The organism is Atrimonas thermophila (genome assembly GCF_045864955.1).
GTDB classification, from domain to species: Bacteria; Atribacterota; Atribacteria; order Atribacterales; family Thermatribacteraceae; genus Thermatribacter; species Thermatribacter velox.
Genome location: NZ_AP028803.1, coordinates 1,801,711 through 1,822,560 on the forward strand (window position 1 = coordinate 1,801,711; position 20,850 = coordinate 1,822,560).

At 47.2% G+C, this 20,850-nt stretch carries 19 protein-coding genes and 1 tRNA gene; 6 read left to right on the forward strand and 14 right to left on the reverse strand.

All coding sequences use genetic code 11. The annotated features are described in order from the left end of the window. Positions 1–3 precede the first annotated feature (3 nt). Both metG and ACKTT1_RS09420 read right to left on the reverse strand, forming a co-directional pair. Entirely contained in the window at positions 4–1,536 is a 1,533-nt protein-coding gene (gene metG / locus ACKTT1_RS09415; RefSeq protein WP_412709385.1) for a methionine--tRNA ligase, read from the reverse strand. Between the two features lie 94 nt (positions 1,537–1,630). After that, a complete protein-coding gene (locus tag ACKTT1_RS09420) occupies positions 1,631–3,085 on the reverse strand; it encodes a radical SAM protein (protein ID WP_412709386.1) in 1,455 nt (484 codons plus the stop codon). A gap of 153 nt (positions 3,086–3,238) precedes the next feature. On the opposite strand from ACKTT1_RS09420, the gene ACKTT1_RS09425 reads away from it, so the two are divergent. From ACKTT1_RS09425 to ACKTT1_RS09435, 3 genes are all read left to right on the forward strand, one after another. Further along, on the forward strand, positions 3,239–4,342 hold the full coding sequence (locus ACKTT1_RS09425) for a zinc-binding dehydrogenase (protein ID WP_412709387.1): 1,104 nt from the start codon (positions 3,239–3,241) through the stop codon (positions 4,340–4,342). Between the two features lie 116 nt (positions 4,343–4,458). Further along, the gene (locus tag ACKTT1_RS09430) at positions 4,459–5,589 is read left to right on the forward strand and encodes a 5-(carboxyamino)imidazole ribonucleotide synthase (protein WP_412709388.1); all 1,131 of its coding nucleotides are present in this window, start codon (positions 4,459–4,461) and stop codon (positions 5,587–5,589) included. 38 nt (positions 5,590–5,627) lie between these two features. Then, on the forward strand, positions 5,628–6,377 hold the full coding sequence (locus ACKTT1_RS09435) for a metallophosphoesterase family protein (protein ID WP_412709389.1): 750 nt from the start codon (positions 5,628–5,630) through the stop codon (positions 6,375–6,377). Between the two features lie 37 nt (positions 6,378–6,414). Here ACKTT1_RS09435 and ACKTT1_RS09440 read toward each other — a convergent pair whose 3' ends face one another. The 5 genes from ACKTT1_RS09440 to ACKTT1_RS09460 form a co-directional block, all read right to left on the reverse strand. Further along, positions 6,415–8,493, reverse strand: coding sequence for a methyl-accepting chemotaxis protein (locus tag ACKTT1_RS09440; protein WP_412709390.1), 2,079 nt, complete (start codon positions 8,491–8,493; stop codon positions 6,415–6,417). A 13-nt stretch (positions 8,494–8,506) separates the two neighbouring features. Then, the gene (locus tag ACKTT1_RS09445; RefSeq protein WP_412709391.1) at positions 8,507–9,001 is read right to left on the reverse strand and encodes a chemotaxis protein CheW; all 495 of its coding nucleotides are present in this window, start codon (positions 8,999–9,001) and stop codon (positions 8,507–8,509) included. A gap of 131 nt (positions 9,002–9,132) precedes the next feature. Next, a complete protein-coding gene (locus ACKTT1_RS09450; RefSeq protein ID WP_412709392.1) occupies positions 9,133–10,395 on the reverse strand; it encodes a uroporphyrinogen decarboxylase family protein in 1,263 nt (420 codons plus the stop codon). A gap of 99 nt (positions 10,396–10,494) precedes the next feature. Next, entirely contained in the window at positions 10,495–11,157 is a 663-nt protein-coding gene (locus tag ACKTT1_RS09455; RefSeq protein ID WP_412709393.1) for a peroxiredoxin, read from the reverse strand. Then, the gene (locus ACKTT1_RS09460) at positions 11,123–11,596 is read right to left on the reverse strand and encodes a Fur family transcriptional regulator (protein ID WP_412709394.1); all 474 of its coding nucleotides are present in this window, start codon (positions 11,594–11,596) and stop codon (positions 11,123–11,125) included. The genes ACKTT1_RS09455 and ACKTT1_RS09460 overlap by 35 nt, the downstream gene beginning before the upstream one ends. Positions 11,597–11,823: 227 nt before the next feature. Here ACKTT1_RS09460 and ACKTT1_RS09465 point away from each other — a divergent pair. The 3 genes from ACKTT1_RS09465 to ACKTT1_RS09475 all read left to right on the forward strand — a co-directional run bounded on the left by ACKTT1_RS09465 (position 11,824) and on the right by ACKTT1_RS09475 (position 13,563). Beyond that, positions 11,824–11,900: transfer RNA gene (locus ACKTT1_RS09465), tRNA-Arg, on the forward strand. Between the two features lie 501 nt (positions 11,901–12,401). Beyond that, positions 12,402–13,163: an HAD-IIA family hydrolase gene (locus ACKTT1_RS09470; protein WP_412709395.1), complete on the forward strand. Its 762-nt coding sequence runs from the start codon at positions 12,402–12,404 to the stop codon at positions 13,161–13,163. 79 nt (positions 13,164–13,242) lie between these two features. Continuing rightward, on the forward strand, positions 13,243–13,563 hold the full coding sequence (locus ACKTT1_RS09475; protein WP_412709396.1) for a cupin domain-containing protein: 321 nt from the start codon (positions 13,243–13,245) through the stop codon (positions 13,561–13,563). Between the two features lie 27 nt (positions 13,564–13,590). Here the strand turns inward: ACKTT1_RS09475 and ACKTT1_RS09480 are convergent, their stop codons facing one another. The 7 genes from ACKTT1_RS09480 to ACKTT1_RS09510 form a co-directional block, all read right to left on the reverse strand. Continuing rightward, positions 13,591–14,181, reverse strand: coding sequence for a YbhB/YbcL family Raf kinase inhibitor-like protein (locus tag ACKTT1_RS09480; RefSeq protein ID WP_412709397.1), 591 nt, complete (start codon positions 14,179–14,181; stop codon positions 13,591–13,593). 114 nt (positions 14,182–14,295) lie between these two features. Continuing rightward, positions 14,296–14,682: a VOC family protein gene (locus ACKTT1_RS09485; RefSeq protein WP_412709398.1), complete on the reverse strand. Its 387-nt coding sequence runs from the start codon at positions 14,680–14,682 to the stop codon at positions 14,296–14,298. A gap of 14 nt (positions 14,683–14,696) precedes the next feature. Continuing rightward, entirely contained in the window at positions 14,697–16,973 is a 2,277-nt protein-coding gene (locus ACKTT1_RS09490) for a glycoside hydrolase family 3 N-terminal domain-containing protein (RefSeq protein WP_412709399.1), read from the reverse strand. Positions 16,974–16,979: 6 nt separating this feature from the next. Next, positions 16,980–17,975, reverse strand: coding sequence for an ABC transporter ATP-binding protein (locus tag ACKTT1_RS09495; RefSeq protein ID WP_412709400.1), 996 nt, complete (start codon positions 17,973–17,975; stop codon positions 16,980–16,982). After that, complete coding sequence (locus tag ACKTT1_RS09500; protein ID WP_412709401.1) at positions 17,959–18,963, reverse strand: ABC transporter ATP-binding protein; 1,005 nt, start codon at positions 18,961–18,963, stop codon at positions 17,959–17,961. The genes ACKTT1_RS09495 and ACKTT1_RS09500 overlap by 17 nt, the downstream gene beginning before the upstream one ends. Positions 18,964–18,970: 7 nt before the next feature. Continuing rightward, positions 18,971–19,825 (reverse strand): ABC transporter permease, encoded by an 855-nt coding sequence (locus tag ACKTT1_RS09505; protein WP_412709402.1) that lies wholly within the window; start codon positions 19,823–19,825, stop codon positions 18,971–18,973. A gap of 9 nt (positions 19,826–19,834) precedes the next feature. Further along, positions 19,835–20,839 (reverse strand): ABC transporter permease, encoded by a 1,005-nt coding sequence (locus tag ACKTT1_RS09510; protein WP_412709403.1) that lies wholly within the window; start codon positions 20,837–20,839, stop codon positions 19,835–19,837. Between the last annotated feature and the right edge of the window lie 11 nt (positions 20,840–20,850).

Below are 20,850 nucleotides of genomic sequence, written 5' to 3' on the forward strand. Positions count from 1 at the left end.
CGGTCAGTTCTCTATTCTCGGGAAAAGGGGAGCTGGTTTTTCAAGATTAAAGACCTCCGGACCACTTTCCCAACTGATTTCTCGTTCCCAGGAATCAAAATCGGGAAAATCCCCCAGGCCCAGAGCTTTCCACAGCTTACCGCAGGAGCGAGGACAAAAGGGATAAACCATCACAGCGAGAATGCGTGCACAATCCAAAAGACGATAAAGAATACTGGTAAGCTCCTCTTTCTTTTCAGAATCTTTGCTCAATCTCCAGGGTGCCTTTTGGTCAATGTAGCGGTTGCCAAAGTGTACCAGTTTCCAGATACTTTCCAGAACCTGCGCAAAGCCAAAGCGCTCAAAATAAAAGGCAACAGAACTTTTCACTTCCGCAAGCAGCTTCTCCCACTCTTCATCCTGATATAGAGAAGGTCTTTTCACCTTTCCACCCAGGTATTTCCAGGCCATACTCGATGTGCGGTGGACCAGATTACCAAAGTTATCGGAAAGATCTGCGTTAGTACGCTCTATCAAAGACTTTTCCGAAAAGTCACCATCCAGTCCAAAGGTTACTTCACGCATCAGAAAATAGCGGAAACGGTCCACACCGTAACGCTCGATGACCTCATTTGGGTCCACCACGTTGCCTTTGGACTTGGACATTTTTTCTCCTTCCACTGTCCACCAACCGTGAGCAAAAACCATCTGCGGAAGCGGCAACTCAGCAGCCAGCAACATGGCCGGCCAGAGAACAGCGTGAAAGCGCAAGATATCCTTACCCACCAGATGCCTGACCCGAGGCCAGAAGGTTTGAAACTTTATCTCATCACTTCCAAATCCAGCCACGGTAAGGTAATTTATCAGGGCATCAAACCAGACGTAAAAAGTATGTCCGGGATCAGAAGGAACTGGTACCCCCCATTTTACACCAGTGCGAGAAATACTCTGGTCTTTCAAACCACCCCGAACAAAGCTTACCACCTCGTTATAACGGCTCTCCGGCATGACAAAAGAGGGATGTCTTTCGAGATAATCGAGCAACCTCTCCTGCAAACGCGAAAGGGCAAAGAAATAGGTTTCTTCCCTCACTTTTTCCAGAGGACGGCCACAATCAGGACATATCAGTTCCCCGCTCAACTGTCCCTCAGTCCAGAAAGTCTCACAGGGAACACAGTACCACCCCTCATAGTCACCTTTGTAAATGTAGCCTTTTTCATTGAGCAGAGAAAAGAAGGCCTCTACTGTGCGGATATGCCTTTCTTCGGTGGTACGAATAAAATCGTCGTAAGAAATATCCATCTTTTTCCAGAGATCCAGAAAACGCTCAACCACCTGATCGACCAGCTCCTGAGGAGTAACCCCTTTCTCAAGAGCTGCTTTCTCTATTTTCTGGCCATGCTCGTCAGTACCAGTAGCAAACAATACTTCTTTTCCTAACAAACGATGATAACGAGCCAGAACATCTGCAGCACAGGTAGTGTAGGCGTGCCCAATGTGAGGAACATCATTTACATAGTAAATTGGTGTTGTAATGTAAAAACTGCCTTTTCCCATGCCTCACACCATCCTTAACCCATTTCTCTGTGCAAAGGTGACCGCCAAAAGAGTGCACGTACATACATATGCGGCAGTATAAAAAATAAATCCTTTATTTGCAAGACGCAACACTCTGCATATTGATTTCCCTCTTTTCACTGTCTCTCACTATCTCCTGCCAGTACGAAGCGTTGAACTTGCAACCCGGATCCGGACCCAGGTAATCACCAAAGTAAGCATACGCCCTGGCCCTGCACCCACCGCATACTGCACGGTAGTCACAAACACCACAATTCCCTTTAAACAAAGAACGTTCCCGCAAAGCCACCAGCACCGGAGAAGTGTCCCAAATTTCTTTAAAGGGACGTTCCAGGAGTTTTCCCACTGCTATGGGCATGAAAACACAGGGAGTAACTGTTCCATCAGGCTGAAAAGCACAGTATGCTCTGCCTGCACCACACCCTCCAACATACTCCGCTCCAACTCGGGCCAGCTTGCCTTCAGCAGAAGAGTAATGACCGGTTATCACCAGCCCTTCGGGATTCTTTTCCAAACACTTCCTGCCAAATTGAGGGCTGGTACTGAACACCGCAATTTCTTTCTGCATCAAGCAATCGTAAAGTATGTCAAGCATTTCTTCGCGCTCTTCAGGGCTGAGGTCCCACTGCAAAATATCCTTGCCTCTCCCGGTAGGGATAAAGTTGAAGACGTAAAAGCGATGCACGCCCAGGCTCCTGGCAAATTCGTACAGGCGCAAAAGCTCGGAAAAGTTTTTACGGGTAATGGTGGGAGCAACACCGACCAGCAAGCCAGCTTTCAAGGCGTTCTCAATACCCGTCACGGTCCTTTTCCACAAGCCAGGAATGCCTCGAAACTGGTCATGAAACTCTGGGTCAGCACTCTCCAGGCTTATCTCAATATAACTCACCCCACAATCCCGGAGTCTTTTGCACACATCCTCACTCAAAAGAGTCCCATTAGTAGCCACAGAGAGGTAGATTTCTTTTTTGGCCGCATAGGAAGCCACTTCAAAAAGTTCAGGATCGCAAAGGGGTTCTCCACCTGAAAAAGCAAGGGTCGGCACAAAGTTCCGATCCAGTTCATCAATGACCATCAGACGCTCTTTAAGGGTTAACTGTCGGGTTTTTCGGCCAGCATCCTGGTAGCAGTGTTTGCATTTGAGATTGCATGCATTAGTAAAATTCCAGACCACAAGTAACGGACTGGCAAATTTTTGGGGTTGCGTGGCGCCATACTCGGCAACACTCCTTGCCAGGTTAATGGTTGCCCTGCGAATGTTGCGCGGGCCAAATATCTCACGAATTAGATACTCTTTTTTCCAACGCAGTAAAATCCGCAAAATCTCTATGGCGAGATAAATCCAGAAAAAGGTTAATAATTCCATCCAGGAAAGACCCTTTTTACTTTTACCATAATAAAGCAGTATTTTTTCCAGTCTTACCTGCCCTTGGTGGTCCACAGAAGTTGCCCAGCGGAAAAGATAACGCACAATTCTCGAGTTGAGAAATTTACGAACCCTATCAGGATTCATAAAAGCGCGATGCACGTTACATCCCCCCTTGTTACTTCCTATAATCATTTTAGCAGGAAAAGCAAGCTTTACAGGCAATATAGAAGGCAAGTGAGAAAAATTTCATTTCCAGAATTCACCGTATTGAGATAGAATGGTAATGGTCAACTTTTTACGGGAGGTGTAAAAATGTCTAAGGTAGAAACCCTGTTCGAGCTTCCTAAAAAGATGAAAGCAGTGGTTAATTATGCACCGGGAGATTTTCGCCTGGAAGAAGTGGATGTTCCCGAAATCGGACCTGGCGAGGTGCTGCTCAAGGTTGGGGGCTGCGGCATATGCGCTGGAGACATAAAGACTTTTCACGGCGCCAAAAGGATCTGGGGTGGAGATGGGCAGCCCGCCTACATCCGTCCTCCAGTGATACCCGGCCATGAATTTTATGGACAGGTAGTAGCCCTTGGTGAAGGAGCTTCCGAAAAATACGGCCTCTCCTTGGGAGACTGGGCAGTCTCTGAGCAGATTGTGCCCTGCGGTCAATGTCGCTTCTGCAAACGTGGAGAATACTGGATGTGCCAGGTGCACTATATCTATGGCTTTTTCCGGGACGAAGCTGATGGTGCTTTTGCAGAATACGTCCGGCTCCCTAAGAATGCCCTGAACTGGAAATTGCCTGAGGACTTTCCTCTTGAAGCAGCTGCCTATGTGGAACCTCTGGGCTGCGCCATTCATGCTGTGGAGCGAGCTGATATCCAGCTTGACGACGTGGTGGTTATTGCCGGTCTGGGTGCCCTGGGCCTGGGGATGCTCCAGGTGGCCCGCATTAAAAACCCCAAACTACTCATTGGAATTGACATCAAAGAAAAACGCCTGGAATTAGCTCAGAAACTGGGTGCCGACCTGGTGTTAAACCCTGCCAGAGAGGATGTGGTAGCTAAGGTTAAAGAACTCACCGATGGTTACGGCTGTGATGTATACATTCACGCCAGTGGTCACCCCAAAGGAGTCATCCAGGGCCTGGATATGATTCGTAAGCTGGGTCGCTATGTGGAATTCAGCGTGTTTTCAGAACCCACAACTGTGGATTGGAGCATCATTGGAGATGTAAAGGAAATCGACATCCGGGGAGCACACCTCAGTCCCTACACCTACCCCACTGCTATACGGCTTCTCAAAGAAGGAATCGTTAAAGCAGACGAAATCATCACTCACGAGTTCCCGCTGGAAGAGTTCAAAAAAGCCATGGAAGTTGCTGAGAAAGATGAAAATGCCATCCGCGTGGTTCTGAAGCCATAAAAAGCGTGCGAATTCCAAACCCTTCTTTTTTGGAAAAGGGGGCCCAGGGCCCCTTTTTTTCTCTCTACTTTCTCATGTTAAAATAACCCCCTAAAAAAGGAGTGACGCCATAACCCATGCAACACAAATACCCCTTCTTCAAAGTCGGCATAATTGGAGGAGGACAGCTGGCCAAAATGATGACTCAGGAAGCCAAAAAAATGGGCTTCTGGGTTGGCGTGCTTGACCCCACCCCCTCCTCCCCTGCGGGACAGCTTGCTGACCGGCAGATAGTGGCCGATTTTTACAATCCCGAAGCGCTGAAAACACTGGTAGAAGAAAGCGACGTCGCCACTTACGATATTGAGCACGTAAATACTCAGGCCTTAAAAGAAGAAAGCTTACGTCGAAAAGTCTTTCCTTCGCCTGAAGTTCTGGAAATCATTCAGGATAAACTGCGGCAGAAAGAAACCCTATCCAGAGGGGGCATACCTGTACCAAGTTTTTTGCCCGAAGTAAGCCACAAAGCACTCCGGGAGTTAGGAAGCCCTGCCATATGGAAAGCTCGCTTTGGGGGATACGACGGCAAAGGTGTGGCAAAAATAGAAAAAGCAGAGGACCTGGCTTCCCTGCCCCAAAAAGAGGCCTTTCTGGAAGAGCTGGTTACCATAGAAAAAGAGCTTGCAGTGGTTGTGGCCCGAAGCCGTTCAGGAGAGATAGTCGCTTACCCGGTAGTAGAAATGACCTTCCACCCAGCAAACCATATATGCGACCAGGTCTTTGCCCCTGCGCGGATTTCTGAAGAAACAGCCCGAAAAGCACAGGAAATCGCCCAGAAATGCGTGACTCTCCTTCAGGGAGTGGGTGTTTTCGCGGTGGAAATGTTTCTTGACCAAAGTGGCAAGCTCCTGGTAAACGAAATAGCACCTCGTCCTCACAACTCCGGCCACTTCACGATTGAGGCCTGTGTTACCTCCCAGTTCGAACAACACCTGCGGGCAATCTGTGGATTACCACTTGGCTCAACTCAACTTCTCACCCCTGCGGTAATGGTGAATCTTTTAGGAGAAAAAGGAGCGGAAGGAGTTCCGGTTGTTGAAGGACTGGAAGAAGCCCTGACTATACAGGGAGTTTCTTTTCACTTTTACGGCAAAGCGCAAGTTCGTCCTTTTCGCAAAATGGGGCATGTCACCATCGTAGACACTGATTTAGAAGCCGCAATCCGCAAAGCTCAGAGGATAAAAGAGATCCTGCACATCCGCTCCTAAAAAGCTTTTTTTAGCAAGTGAACAAGGAGGGCAACACCATGAAAATAGCGGTTTTTTCTGATATTCATGGAAACATATTCGCCCTGGAAGCAGTGTTGAAAGATATAGAGAGACATCGCCCAGAGGTTACAGTATGTTTGGGCGACCTGGTAGGCTACAACCCCTTTCCTAACGAAGTAGTTCAGAAAATTCGCTCACTCGCCATCCCCACCATCATGGGCAACTACGACCAAGGGGTAGGATTTGACCTCGATGACTGCGGATGTGCTTATCGAAGCAGCGAAGAGAAAGCCAGAGGGCATATTTCTCTCTCCTGGACCAGGAAGGTGGTAACCCCGGAGAATAAAGCTTTCCTGAGAAATCTATTATCCCGTTACGAAATCAAGCATTCAGCATACCATTTGCTCTTTGTGCATGGCAGCCCACGCCGCATCAACGAGTACCTTTTCCCAGACCGGCCCGATTCCAGTTTCTTTCACATGATGCAGAACGAAGAAGCCAACGTTCTCGTTTGCGGACACACCCACATTCCCTTCGCAAGAGAAGTTGGTACCCTGAAAGTGATTAACGATGGAAGCGTAGGCCTTCCCAAAGACGGCAACTGGAAGGCCTGCTGGGCGCTGATTGAAATCGAAGAAGGTTTTAAGGTAAGCTTTCAGAGAAGTAGCTACGACCGGGAACTCCTACGGGAGGGATACAGGAACAACCCAGAACTCCCCTTCTTTGCAGAAGAACTCATGAAAGAGCAAGAAAGCGAACCAGAAAAGAAAGGTAAGGAAAACCCCTGAAGGATTCCCCTTACCTGCTCTACAACCTTAGATAGCCTTAAACCTGAAAAATGGCAATCTTACTTTTCAGATCCTCTGCAAGTTTAACCAGTGTCTCGGTAGCAGAAGTAATTTCCTCAAGTGATGCATTCTGTTCTTCCGTAGAAGCAGAAACTTCCTCACTGGATGCGGCGTTCTCTTCAGCAATGGAAGCAACGGAAGCGATTTTTTCGGTTATACTCTTAATGGATGCTGTCATCTCTCCAAGAGAACGGCTGTTTTCTTCGGAAAGATTGGCTATCACCTCTGCCTCTTCGCTGGTTCTGGAAAGTAGCGCTTTGGCCCTGTTGAGAGACTCAGAAAGAGCGTCAATTTCACCAAGCGTCCTCCCCACCGAAGCAATGATTGCCTCGAAGTTCTGATTCACTTCTTTTTGCTGCTCCACTCCTTTCTGTACCTCATTCTGTGCTTCATCCATGCTGGAAGAAACTTTCAGCATATCCTTACGGACTTCTTCAATAAGGTAAGCAATCTGGTCAGCAGCCTTGGAGGATTCTTCAGCCAGTTTGCGCACTTCCTCAGCCACCACCGCAAAGCCTCGCCCAGCATCTCCAGCCCGGGCAGCTTCAATGGCAGCATTGAGGGCCAAGAGGTTGGTCTGCTCAGCAATGCCGGTAATAATACCTACTATACTGCTTATCTCCTCAGAGCGAGCACTCAAAGTGCGAACCGCTTCAGCTACCTCCTGAGCCGCAGAAGATATAGTCTGGATGTTTCCGCTCAAACCCCTGAGAAGCTCTTTGCCTCTTTCGGCTTCTCTTTTGTCGTTCTGAGCCTCGTCAGCGGTCCGTTTCAGCGCATCCTCGATGGCAACCATTGCAGCCAAATTTTCTTCCATATGAGAACGAATGTTGCGCACCGCTCCCACGTTGCGCTCGGTGGTTTCCAGGAGAAGATCGGCCCTTTGAGCAATACCAGAAACCTCCTGTTCGACGGCTCCCAACTCTTCGCTCTGATGATTAGAACCTTCTGCCACCTGGGAGATAGTCTGAGCTATTTCCTGGGTGGCTTTGGAAACCTCCTGAACCGATGCAGCAAGCTCTTTTGCAGAGTTGAAAAGCAAAGAAGAGGCATTGAGAGTTTCGCCAACGATGCCCTTTATGCTCTGAATCATCTTCAAAAACGCTCCAGCCAAAACGCCTACTTCATCACGCAATTTGCGCTGAATAGTTTCCAAAAATCCAGTATCAATCTTCAGGTTGCCTTGGGCCACTTCCTGAACCAAGTATGTGATTTTCCGAAGATTACCGGTTATCCGACCCACGATAACCGTAACCAAAACGGAGATCAAGATAGCTACAACTACAATAACCAGGATGACCATTTTGCGCATTGCAAATACATCTTGATACACAGAAGCAACCGGTACTTCAGCAACCACCCTCCAGCCCGAAGTGGGAGAAAGGGCAAAAGCTAACAAAGAAGCAGCATCGCCAGAGTTAATTTGTAAGACCCCGACATCGCTGCTAAAGAATGCTTCAATCTGGGAACCAAGCAAGTCTTTTATGTTAGCCTTAAAAGCCATTTCCTCCTCTGGATGCAACATCACCAGCCCATCACTGCCAACTAAATAGAAAACTCCTCCTTCCCCTATGGACAGACCAGAAACCAAATCCTGGATATCCCTTCCTTCAACCTCAAAGACCATCGCTCCAATTACCTGGTCTTCAACAAGCTTGGGAGTGGCTAAATAATAAATCAACTTACCGCTTTCAGGATTCATAAAAAGGTTAGAGAGGTTCGCCTTGCCCTGTTGAATAGTTTTTGTAAAAAACGGATACTGCGAAAAATCAACCCGATTACCCAGGCTATCAGTAGCTTCCCCGCTGGGATTGGCCCAAAAAGAATTAAAAGCACTCAACTTGCCTTCTTCTGCCTGGCGTATCTTTTCTTTGAGGACTACTTCTATGGACTTTGCTCCCAAATTTACCAGGCTGCTTATCTCTCTATTGGTCTTATCCAGCAACGACTTCTGAAAATTGGAAAGACCGTAAAAGCCAATAAAACACAGAGGCAACAAAGAAAACAACAAAAACCAGAAAAGTAGCTTCCCCCTTAGGCTACTTTTTCTTTTCATTTAAGCTTCTCCCCTAATTTTCTTTGTTTTCTTCAATTTCCTCGAGCTTGGCCTTTTCTTCCTTGCTGAGCACCTTCTGAAGGTCCAGAATTATCACCAGTTTGTCCTCAAGCTTGCCCACTCCCTGGATATACTCTTCCTGGATGGAAGCAATAAGGGGCGAAGGAGGTTCAATTTTGTCCTCAGAAATGCGCAACACCTCATCAACGGCATCCACTACCATGCCCACTGTATGAGGAGCCACCTCGACCACTATAACCCGGGTATCCTTGGTAACTTCTTTTTCGGGCAACCGGAAGCGTTTACGAAGGTCTATAATCGGGATAACCCGCCCTCGCAAATTAATAACACCCTCTACAAAAGAAGGTGCTCCTGGCACCTTAGTTGGCGACTGAAAACGAATTATTTCCTGTACCTGATGAATATCTACGCCGTAATACTCCTTACCCAGCTGAAAAACCACCAGCTGTACTTCGTTAAAGTGACGACCACTTTCCTGAACACTCATTTCATCAAATCCCCCTTTCTAACAGTCCTCGAATTTAAATATCGGCAAAGGAGCCATTTTTTTTAGGGGAAAAGAGCGATGTTTAACAAAAACCTCAAAAAGCTATCAAGACCATGCAAACGAGAAGCACTTCAACGGTACTCATTCACTGCCTCAAACAAAGCCAGCAGGTTTTCAACCGGGATTTTGGCCTGGATGTTATGTACAGTGGCGAAAACAAAGCCTCCACCTTTCTTGAAAATTTCTATAAGTCGGCGAACTTCCTCCTTTACTTCCTCAGGTTTTCCAAAAGGAAGAGTGGTCTGGGTATTCACACCTCCACCCCAGAAAGTAAAATCCTTACCAAACTCATCCTTGAGCCTCTGGGGGTCCATTTCAGCAGCCGAAATCTGAACCGGGTTGAGGATATCAAACCCGGCTTCTTTTAGGTCTGGAAGAAGGGCGTAAACTGAGCCACAGGTATGAATGAAGGTTTTCCAGGACGTGTTCTGATGAACCCAATCATTGATTTTTTTATGGAAAGGTTTGAAAAGTTCTCGATACAGTGAAGGGGAAATAAACGGACCGTGCTGAGAGCCAAAATCAGTTCCGGAAATCACAATCACCTGAATACGTTCTCCCACTGCCTGGTGGAATCTCTTCAGGTTTTCAAGGCCGATTTCGGTCATACGGGAGAAAACTTCCTTGAGAAACTCCTTGCGGGTCATCAGGGAAATATACCACTCTTCCACATCCCGGATGCCCTTGGGGTCTGGAAGGGCTGGACCGGGAACATAGGCGATATCACCTAAGTTGGTTCCAGGAACTCCTGAAGACACCACAGCATAATCCGTTTCTTCATAAAGCCGTTTTGATTCTTGCTCGTAATAGCTTAGTTCTTCATCAGTAAGCAGGGTATATTCCTCAATCTGATCTTCAGCTTTGAGGTCTTCATCGCGAAAGGGCTTTTGGCGGATAATGGCATCATGGTAAAACCCATCTTTGGGCATTTTGGCAGAAGGTGGAAAACGGGTATCGCCAAGGGGGTACTGGTAGATATCGCCATTGGCATCAGGAGTGGTGTTGAACTTGCCGGGAACTAAAAGTGGTGTACCATCAAAAAAAGTCCAGGGTTTCCAGTCAGTATTTTCAAAACCAAAAAAGTTTTTAGGAGGAAAAAGAGGTACCGTGTCTATCCCCAGAACCTTGCGCAATTCATCGTCAACCTCTCCCAGCATCTGAAAAGGGTCGATAACTTTAACTGGTTCATCCTCTCTGATAAGGCCAAGGGCTACTTTTAATTTGTGGAGGCTGGAAACATGGATTCCAGTAACTAAGGTAGAACCAAGGTCCAGAGGAAGAACATCCGTTTCGTGGTGCTCAAGAGAAGCAATAACACGCTCGCGCGGAGTCATAAAAACGCCCTCCCTTGTTTTTGAATTCCAAAACGTTGTACTTAGTTTAGCACAAAAGGGAGGGCGCTAAGACTATTTAGTCAAAGCTGGAAGCATAAATCAGAGCTCCCGGTAGCAGAACCACCAGTCAAAACATTCCAGTTCGCCTTTTTGTGCTTTTTGCAACCGCTCTTTAGCGGCCTCTCCGGTTGCTGCCGGTGGAACGATAACTTTGTTACCAATAAGCTCATTGTTTGGCCAATTTTCAGGCAGAGCCACTTTATTGGCATCTGAAACCTGCAAGGCCTTAACTGCTCTCAAAACCTCGCCCACGCTGCGACCTACTTCTTGAGGATAGTACATCATTAACCGTAAAATACCTTTGTCATCAACTACAAACACTGCCCTCACCGTGTTGGTACCTTTCTGGGGATGAATCATACCCAGTTGAAAAGCCACCCTACCCAACTCATCGGCAATTACCGGGAAAGGAATTTTTACTCCCAGTTTTTCTTCAATCCACTCTACCCACTTTATATGAGCAAAAACCTGATCCACTGAAAGGCCGATAAGCTCGGTGTTAATCTTCTTGAATTCTTCCGCTTTTTTCGCAAATGCCACGAACTCAGTGGTGCAAACCGGAGTAAAGTCTCCAGGGTGGCTGAAAAGCACAAACCACTTACCCGCATAGTCCCCGGGCAGTTTTTTGATGCCGTGGGTGGTCTTCACCTCCATTTCCGGAAATTTCTCACCAAGAAGTGGCATCCTGGCTTGATTCTCCATCTCCATTTCCCCCTTTTTTCTTTTGGTTATCTAACTTGCACTCAGGGCATAAACCCCTGAGATAAAGCTCTTTACTTTCTACCTCAAAGCCTTCCAGGCCTTCCCACTGCAACCCTTCAAAGGAAAACCCAAAATCATAGACCCTACCACACCGAGAACACCTGAAGTGACCGTGGTCTTTTAAATCGGCATCAAAACGCGCCCTATCTCCTTCAACCGTGATAACTTTTACTAAGCCGGCCTCAGTGAACGCTCGCAGGGCATTGTAAACCGAAGTTCTGGAAAGAGTAGGCATTTCCTCTATCAGCGAGGAGAAAATCTCCTCCGCAGTAGGGTGAGTACGGTGTGCTAACAGGTATCTGAGTACCTGCATCCTCACATGCGAGGGCCGTAGTCCTTTTTGAGTTAAGTATTTCTTAATTTGCTTTTGAGAATACACTTTCCAGTTACCTCTTTACAATAAATTCTATTTTGTAATAATTACAAATTTATTATAAATACACTTTTGTAATATGTCAATACAATTCCCAAACCCTGACCAGAATTTTTAAAAAAATAGCTTCCCTTTTATCTAACGCATCTTTAACTCTGAAAAAAACCGGTGCCAGCTCAAAAACACTGAAGTTGACAAAAAAGGGTTTTGGGAGTATATTTTTCACGCAAGGTGCGCCCGTAGCTTAACTGGATAGAGCAACGGACTACGGATCCGTAGGTTGGGGGTTCGACTCCCTCCGGGCGCGCCAGGAAGTGCTGAAGCCCGCTTTATAAGCTGCTCGAGAGCGCAAGCGTCCTCTTTCTTTTAGGGGTTGTTTTTTGGTTATAAAAACCCCGAGTCCGTGCTTCTTGAATGGCTCAAACTTGCCAACATTTTTGAACGAAAAGACACAATAAAGAGGCTACAACACGTTTTACCTGTTTGAGATTTTCGAGAAAAGAAGTATTATTACTATCGAGTAGAAGTAGAGTTGGTTAACAAGCTATACCAAGAACGGCAAAAAGGTATTAACGGAAACCTACATCTTGTCTGGGTTTTTTCCTCCAATTTAGTGCACAACGCTCACTCACCCCCCAATCTTAATAAAAAAACAAAGTCCCCAATAACCTCCCTTTTGGGCTTCACTTGACCTTTTCCAGAATACGTGCTTTTCCTACATCTTAATCAACATGTCACTTATCCCCGGCCCAGCGCTTCAAAACACTCTGCTATAGTATAATTAAGCAAAAATCGCTTCCGGGAGGCAAAAATGAACAAAAAGGCCTTCCTTATCGATATGGACGGCGTGCTGGTTTACGGAGACCGGGCTATACCGGGTGCCAGAGAGTTTATAGAAAAGCTGAGGGAAAAAGAATACAAGTTTCTGGTTCTCACTAACAATTCGCAGTACACACCTTTTGACCTGCAACACAGAATGAGTCGGGCAGGCATTGACATTGAAGCTGAACGCTTCTTCAGCAGTGCAATGGCTGCCGCACATTTCCTGAGCAAGCAAAAACCAAAGGGTTCCGCCTTTGTCCTGGGAGGTACTGGTCTCTATCAAGCCCTGAATGAAGTAGGTTACTCTTTCACTGATTACCGGCCTGATTTCGTGGTACTTGGAGAAATGGAGCATTATCCTTACGATAAAATAATCCGCGCCTGCCAGCTCATTGCTTCCGGCGTGCCTTTCATTGCCACCAATCCTGATCCCTCAGGTCCGGGTAAAGAAGGAATTGTTCCCGCCTGTGGAGCGGTAGCGGCACTCCTTGAAAAGGCCACAGGATATGCTCCCTATTTCGTAGGAAAACCCAACCCCCTTATTCTACGTGCCGCTTTGAGGTATCTTGACGAGCATTCAGAAAATGCAGTGATGATTGGTGACCGTATGGATACCGACGTTCGGGTGGGACTGGAAGCAGGTATGGAAACCATTCTGGTTTTAAGTGGGGTGACCAGACCTGAAGACATTTCCCACTTTCCATACCGTCCAACCCGGGTGGTCCCCTCAGTAGCTGAAATAGAACTGTGACAGAAATTTTGCAGAAACTTTAACCTTACAAAGTCCAAAACATGCTAAAATCCTTAAAAACTTAAAGATGAGGTGCCCTATGAAACCTAAAGTTTATCATTTCTCCTCTCAAGAGGGAAAGTTAATCGAGCGCATTGTTGACCAGGAAGAAGCACAAATCAACCACATAATCCTTCCTTCAGGAGAAAAAGTACCTGAACACCACAGCAACTCCAACGTTTACCTGATAATCATCCAGGGTGAAATGAGCCTCTCTCTGGAAGGTGAAAAAGGGCGGTACTCCCGGGGAAGCATACTTCAGATATCCTATCATACCAGAATGCTGATAGAAAACGAAGGCAAAGAACTCCTGGAGTTCTTTGTAGTCAAAGCGCCTCATCCCGAAAAATATAAAAAATAACCCAAAAGCAAAAGAGCTTTCAGGTCGTCACAAAAGCTTTGCTTTCAGGAAGCCTTTCAAAAACTTGCCCAGGCTGACCCGGCCAAACATACCCATGAGCTGGGCCTCTCCAAGAATATGGCCTTCAATAAGCTCCAGAACCTGCTTTCTGGTCAAGCCAGCTTCCCCAGGTAGTTCTGTATCAAGGGCTATCAGCCTGAAAAAGTAGCGGTGTGGCTTGCCAGGTGGAGGGCAAGGACCCCCATAACCCAATTTTCCAAAGTCGTTTTTACCTTGAAAGATGTGTTCCATAATAACTGCTTCGTTGATTTTGCCCACACCTTTGGGTAAGGCGGAAAGCGAAGGAGGAATGTTGTAAAGGACCCAGTGCGTAAAAATACCTCGCGGGGCATCAGGATCTTCGCAAATTAACACCAAACTCCTGGTACCCTCGGGTAAATTTTCCCAGCAAAGGGGAGGAGAGAGATTTTCCCCTAAACAGGTATACTCGAGTGGGATTTCACTCCCCTGGGAAAATGCCTCGCTTTTCAGCGTGAAAATGGGTATCCCCTCCTGGGCAAGCAACCCGAAACCACTCAAAAGAGGCAAAAGCAAAACTAACCAGCCCAGTCTCTTCACGTCAGACCAACCTCCTTACTGGGCAGCAGCTCGCACTTCCAGTATAATCCTCCACTCTCAGAAAAACAACCAAAAGGCCACGTCTTAAGACGTGGCCTCAGCCCCTTATCAACCTCAAGGTTTTTTCGGTGGCTCCACTATCTCCAGAGTCTCCTGCATAGGTCCTGCAAAATAAGCGTAACGGAAACCATGCGTCTCAGTTAAGGGAAGAACAACCGGTATCCCCTTCGCTCGGAGCGCTGCGAAAGTTTTGCTCGCATCTTCCACCTGGAGTGCTATATGGAAAGAAGAAGAATGCGACCACTCATCATCCGAGGGTGCAATGATCTCAAGCAACGTATTCCCCAAATCCAGAAAAGCTATATCTGCTTTTTCACCCTCATCGTAAAAGCGCTCTGTAACTTTAAACCCCAAAACCTCGCCATAAAAACGCAGGCTCTCCTCCATATCCCGGGTAAAAATTGCCACGTGGTGCAAACCTTTCCAGGATAAAGCGCCCATACATTTCACCTCGCCTAAAGTACTTCCACTTTACTTGCAAAATGCCGATATTTGGTAATCACTTGCTCTCTGACAACTTCAAAAGTACCCTGTAACTTTATATCTTCTGAAGAAGCACCTACCAGCACTTCAAAAACACCCGGTTCCACCACAAAACGCATATGCTCATCATAAAAGGCGAGCTGCTCGGGATAAAGCGTAAAGGTAACGGTGCGCTCTTCTCCAGCCTCAAGGTGCATTCGCTTAAACCCCTTGAGTTCCTTGCTCGGCCGGACCAAAGAGGAAACAAGGTCTCTAACATAAAGCTGCACTACCTCATCCCCGGCAACCCTACCAGCGTTTTTCACCCGAAAGCGTATCCTGATGCCTTCCAAAGAAGTGACCCGGTCAGGTTGAATCTGAAGGTCCTGGTACTCAAAACGCGTATAGCTTAGACCGTACCCAAACGGGAAAAGTGCCCGAGCATCAGTTTCAATATACTCGCTGAAAGCGGTGGATTTCCGGTTATAGTAAACAGGTATTTGTCCCACTTTCTTTGGGAAAGAAATCGGCAGCCTTCCAGCTGGGTTGTAGTCACCAAAAAGCACATCAGCCACAGCATTTCCGCCCTCTTCCCCAGGATACCAGGCTTCAAGAATGGCAGAAAGATTTTCCGCTTCCCACCCAAGCTCCAGAGGCCGCCCATTGACAAGAACCAAAACTATTGGTTTTTCAAGTTTTTTAAGCTCTCTGAGCAGCTCTCTCTGCACTCCAGGAAGGGTAAGCTCTGTACGGTCGCTTCCTTCACCCGAAATAGACTGTTTGAAAAGTCCACTTCGTTCACCCATGACTGCTATAATCACTTCCGCTTGCTGGGCAACGTTTAGGGCTTCCTGAAACCCATCCCGCGAGTCATCGCCCAAATCACATCCTCTTGCATATAAAACCTCGGTTTGAGGAGAAACTTTGTTTTTAATGCCTTCAAGGACACTCACTGTCTTAACCCATTCCTTCCAGACGGCCTCCTTGCCTTTCCAGGCCTGGACACTGGGAATATGTGCACTGTAGCTGTAATCTCCGTGGAGGTTAATTTTCTCCGCCGCATTGGGGCCAATCACTGCTATGGCCTTCACATCTTTACTGAGCGGAAGCACTCCGTCGTTTCTCAAAAGAACCATTGAAGCACAGGCTATTTCTCGGGCCAGAGCACGCTCTTCTTCGGTATCCAAAACTTGAACAACTTTTTCACTTTGCACGGTAACCATCTCTTCTTCAAAAAGCCCCAGCTCAAACTTAACATTGAGAACCCTTCGCACTGCTTCATCAACGACTTTTTCGCTTAACATGCCTTCGCGTACAGCATCAACGATAAACTGGTAACAATCAATATCGGGAAGCTCTATGTCTATTCCAGCTTGAAGAGCCTTTATGGCTGCTTCTTTTGCATCCCGGGCTACTCGGTGAAAGTTCTCAAGCATGCGTACTGCATTGTAATCTGAAACCACAATGCCTTCGAATCCCCACTCCTCACGAAGTATTCTGGTCAACAAAAAATAAGAAGCAGCACAGGGAACACCATCTATATCGTGATAGGCGTTCATGATAGAGCATACTCCAGCTTCCCGAACGGCCACCTCAAAGGGGAAAAGAAAAACCTCACGCAATTCACGTTCCCCTACCCGAGCAGGACCAAGGTTGCGACCTCCTTCAGAAATGCCGTAAGCAGTAAAATGTTTAGCAGTAGCTACAACCCCCTGGCGCAAGTCTTCCCCTTGTAAACCCCTGATGTACGCAGCACCCATTCGGGAAACCAGGTAGGGATCTTCGCCAAAAGTCTCTTCGGTCCTTCCCCAGCGGGGATCTCGAGGAATATCAAGCACCGGAGCCAGGCCCTGATGGACCCCCAGCGCACGCATTTTTTTACGGATGGTAGTGGTCATTCGCTCTACAAGCTCTGGCGAGAAAGTGCTCCCCAACGCGATAGCCTGGGGGAAAACAGTAGCTCCTCTCATCATCAATCCACTTAAGCACTCTTCATGGATCATAGCCGGAATACCCAACCGCGTTTCTTCTCTTAAGAAGCACTGGATTTCATTGCCAAGTTCTACTGCCCGCTGAGGATCGGCTTCAGGATCGCCAACCAAACGAGTTATCTGACCAATGCCATTTTTGAGCAACTCCCGGGCTTTAGTCGGCGAAAATTTCCCGTCTTCGGTAAGGCGATTAGAATGCACTGCGCAAAGCTGGGCTACTTTTTCCTCAAGAGTCATTCGAGAAAGTAAATCACGTACCAGTTCGGATGTTTTGCCCATCTTGACTTACCTCCTTTTTATTCCCTGCCTCTCAGGGAGATTATTCCCATCAGGGCCATAAAGATGACACCTGACCATCCTTCCATCAACAAAGGTCTCAGCAGGCATTTCTTCAGGGCATAGCTCTCCCTTTTCCGGGCAGCGGTTTGCAAATTTGCAACCTTCCAAAAGGTACTCCTCTTGTTCCTCAAGAAGTTGGATAGTGGTTCTATACCGCATTCTGGGATCCGGTTGAGGAATGGAATTCAAGAGTAGCTTCGTGTAGGGATGTTTTGGGTCTCCAAGCACTTTCTCAGTCGGCCCCATCTCAACCAGGTTGCCCCGAAACATAATTCCAATTCGGTCACTTATGTAATAGGCGGTAGCAAGGTCATGGGTGATATAGAGCACACTGACGCCAAAATTGTCGCAGAGTTTCCGAAAAAGGTTAACGATAGACATGCGCAACGACGCATCAACCATAGAAACCGGCTCATCAGCAACAAGAAGAGAAGGATTGGCAAGCAGTGCCCGGGCTATGGAAGCCCTTTGCAATTGACCGCCGGAAAACTCACTGGGATACTTACCGGAAATCTCTTGCAAGGAAAGGCCAACTGCCTTTAGCTTTTCATCGATTAAAGAGTATGCTTCCGAGGGAGTAGCTGCCAAATCAAAGTTATGCACCGTTTCCAAGAAATAACTTTCCACTCTTCGCAAAGGATTGAAAGTCTCGAAGGGATTCTGGAAAACTGCCTGCACCTGGAGGAACCATTTCCTCCGGTTTCTAAATCCCTCCACATCCTCTCCCCTAAAAAGTATTTTGCCTGAAGTAGGGGTCTCAAAGCCCAGAATCATCCTGGCGGTAGTTGTCTTGCCACATCCGCTCTCCCCAGCAAGGGTGAAAATTTCGGCACTCTGTATGGAAAAAGTAACTTCATCCACAGCTTTGATGCGAACTCGAGATAAAAAACTACCCAGAGTAAAAACTTTGGAAAGGCCTTTTACTTCAAGTAAAGGTCCCATGGTCAGCTCCTCCGTACAACCAACAAGCTACCTTGTGTCCAGCACTTACTTCCACAAACTCGGGTTGTTTGCTGCTGCAAAGCTCTGTGGCTTCTGGACAGCGAGGATGAAAAGCGCAGCCAGGAGGTGGGTCTACTAGGGAAGGTGGATTCCCGGGAGCACTTTCTCTCACTCTTTTGTCACCAATCCGGGGCAGGGAATTGATAAGGTAACGGGTGTAAGGATGAAAGGGATTGGTAAACATTTCTTTGGTTGAGGCTTCCTCAACAATTTTTCCAGCATACATGATGACCATATGGGTGGCAATGTTAGCATGAATGCCCATGTCGTGAGTAACCAGGACTATAGTGTTTTTGAGCTGTTTCTGTATCTCCTGAAGAAGCTGCAACACCGCCCTTTGCGCCACTACATCCAAAGCGGTAGTGGGCTCGTCAGCAAGGATAACCCGGGGGCTAAGCAAAGTGGCAAGCGCTATGGAAACTCGCTGCCGCATGCCTCCTGAAAGCTGGTGTGGATAGGCATCCAGAAGCCGTGGATAAAGACCCAGTTTTCTTAAATGCTCCTCAGCAAGCGCAAGAAGTTCTTTTTTCACCCTGCTTTGCACATGACTTTGCAAAAAATCCAGAAAAGTGGACTTTATCTTCTTCACCGGGTTAAAAACGCTCATCGAGCCCTGAGGAATGTAGGAAATGTAAGTCCAGCGAAGTTTTCTCATCTGCTCAGAATCAAGTTCTATAGCGTTGAGCAAGCTATCATTTTCACGATAGTAAACAGCCCCTTCAAAAATCTGAAGCGGCGGGTCCGCCTTTGCAAAAAGAACCTTAAGCAGAGTCGTCTTGCCGCATCCACTCTCTCCGGCAATGCCATAAACCTGATCTTCCTGGATATCCAGATTTACACCGTTAACCGCCTGAATCACTTTTTTTCTTCCCGCAACTTGAAGGACATAAAAAGCCCGCAGGTTTTCAGCTTTTAGTACGGTTTTCATACTGCCTTCACCGTGTCCCTATTCTTTGAATCCGCACTCGGGGATCCAGATATTCGCTTACACTGACTGAAAGAAGGTACAGAGCAACCAGAAGAAATACGGTCAATACCAGGGGAGTCAATATCCACCACCAGTGACCAAGAAGCATTGCCTGGTAATCTATGGCCCACTTCAGCATAGTTCCCAGGGTAGGTATCTCCAGTCTGACTAGACCAAGAATGGCCAGAACGATTTCCATGCCAATTGCCCAGGCAATGTTGTTAATCAGAGTAGAGAGTATCAAGGGAATAGTAAAGGGTAGATATTCTTTGGTAACCAGAGGCAAAGTGCCATTACCCGAAAGAAGGGAAGTTTGGGTAAATTCCCGCTCTCTCAGGCTTAAAATCTGGGAACGGATGGTTCGTGCATCCCAGGCCCAACCAAAGAAAGCAAGGAGCAACCCGGTGTTTATCAGGGTCATTGCCTCCCGCAAAAGCATGGCAATCATCACCAGAATTAGGAAAAGAGGTATAACCAGCAGTGCATCAGCAATACCCATGAGCATTCGGTCCACAAGACCACCCCGGTAGCCAGCTACAAAGCCAACCAGCACCGCCACAACCCGTGACACTATGCCAGCGATGAAAGCAATAATCAGAGAATTTCTAATGGCAAAGGTAGCCTCCCAAAACACATCCTGGCCTTTGGAATTGGTACCCAGAATATGGGGCCAGGCAGGGGGCTTATCTCTTGGAACCTGAAGCCAGCGGACAGGATCATAAGGTGAAAAGAAGGAAAGCACAGCCAGCGCTAAAAGCAAACAGAGTAAAACAAAACTCACGGTAAAGCGATAATCTCTAAACAATTCTTTTAGCCACACCATGATTTTCTCCTACCTGTGTCGAATCCGAGGATCAAGAAGTGGATACAGCAAATCGAGCAAAAGAACCGCAGTGGTGATGGTTAAGATGGAAAGCACTGTGATACCCATCACCAGGTTATAATCGCCTCTGGTAACTGCCCGATAAAGCAAAAGACCCATACCGGGATAGGAAAAAACCATCTCCACCATCAAAACACCACTAAAAACCTGACCCAAAAGAAGAGCAAGCTGGGTAACCTGAGGAAGCATGGCATTGGGCAATATGTACCTGAAAATAAGGGTTTTCTCGCGTATTCCTCCACTCTGTGCATACTGAACAAAGTCTTCCCTTTTTACATTCTGAACCAGAAGCTTCATCTGCTGAAACCAGGCCGCACCACCCAGTATGACTAAAGTAAGTGCCGGCAAAAAGGAATGTTTCAAAACAGCCACAACCAGAGCAAAGTTAAAAACCACTCTCCTTCCAAACACCAGACCTCCAGGAGGAAAAATCCTCCAGGCATAAGCAAAAAGGATTAACAGGAGAACTCCAAAAATGTAGTGAGGAATTGGTCGTACAAACATAATTGCTGTATCAAGCGCTTTCGACCAGCTTCGGTGAGAGAAATATCCGGCAATAGCTCCAACTATGTTGCCCAGAAGCCAGGCTATCACAGTAGAGGTTAGAAAAAGGCCCAGAGTCCAGGGCAGGTATATCCGAAGCAGGTCAGAAACCGGGGTCGGAAACTGGAAAAAAGAAGGTCCAAAATCAAAGTGAAGTACTCTTTTCCACATGGTCAGGTACTGTTCCAGCATGGTGCCCTTGAGCCCATACAATTCTTTAAGCGTTTCAGTAAGGCTTCTCACCGCCGTCGGATCCAGAGCACTGCCCTGTGCCTGAATCTGAGCAATCATCTCCAGAACCGGGTCCTGGCCGGTCAAGCGCGGAATGAGAAAAACCGCCGTTATCCCTGAGAAAACCACCAGCACATATTGTATTAACCGTGGCAGAAGATAGCTTCTCAAAAACCGCATCACATTTCCTC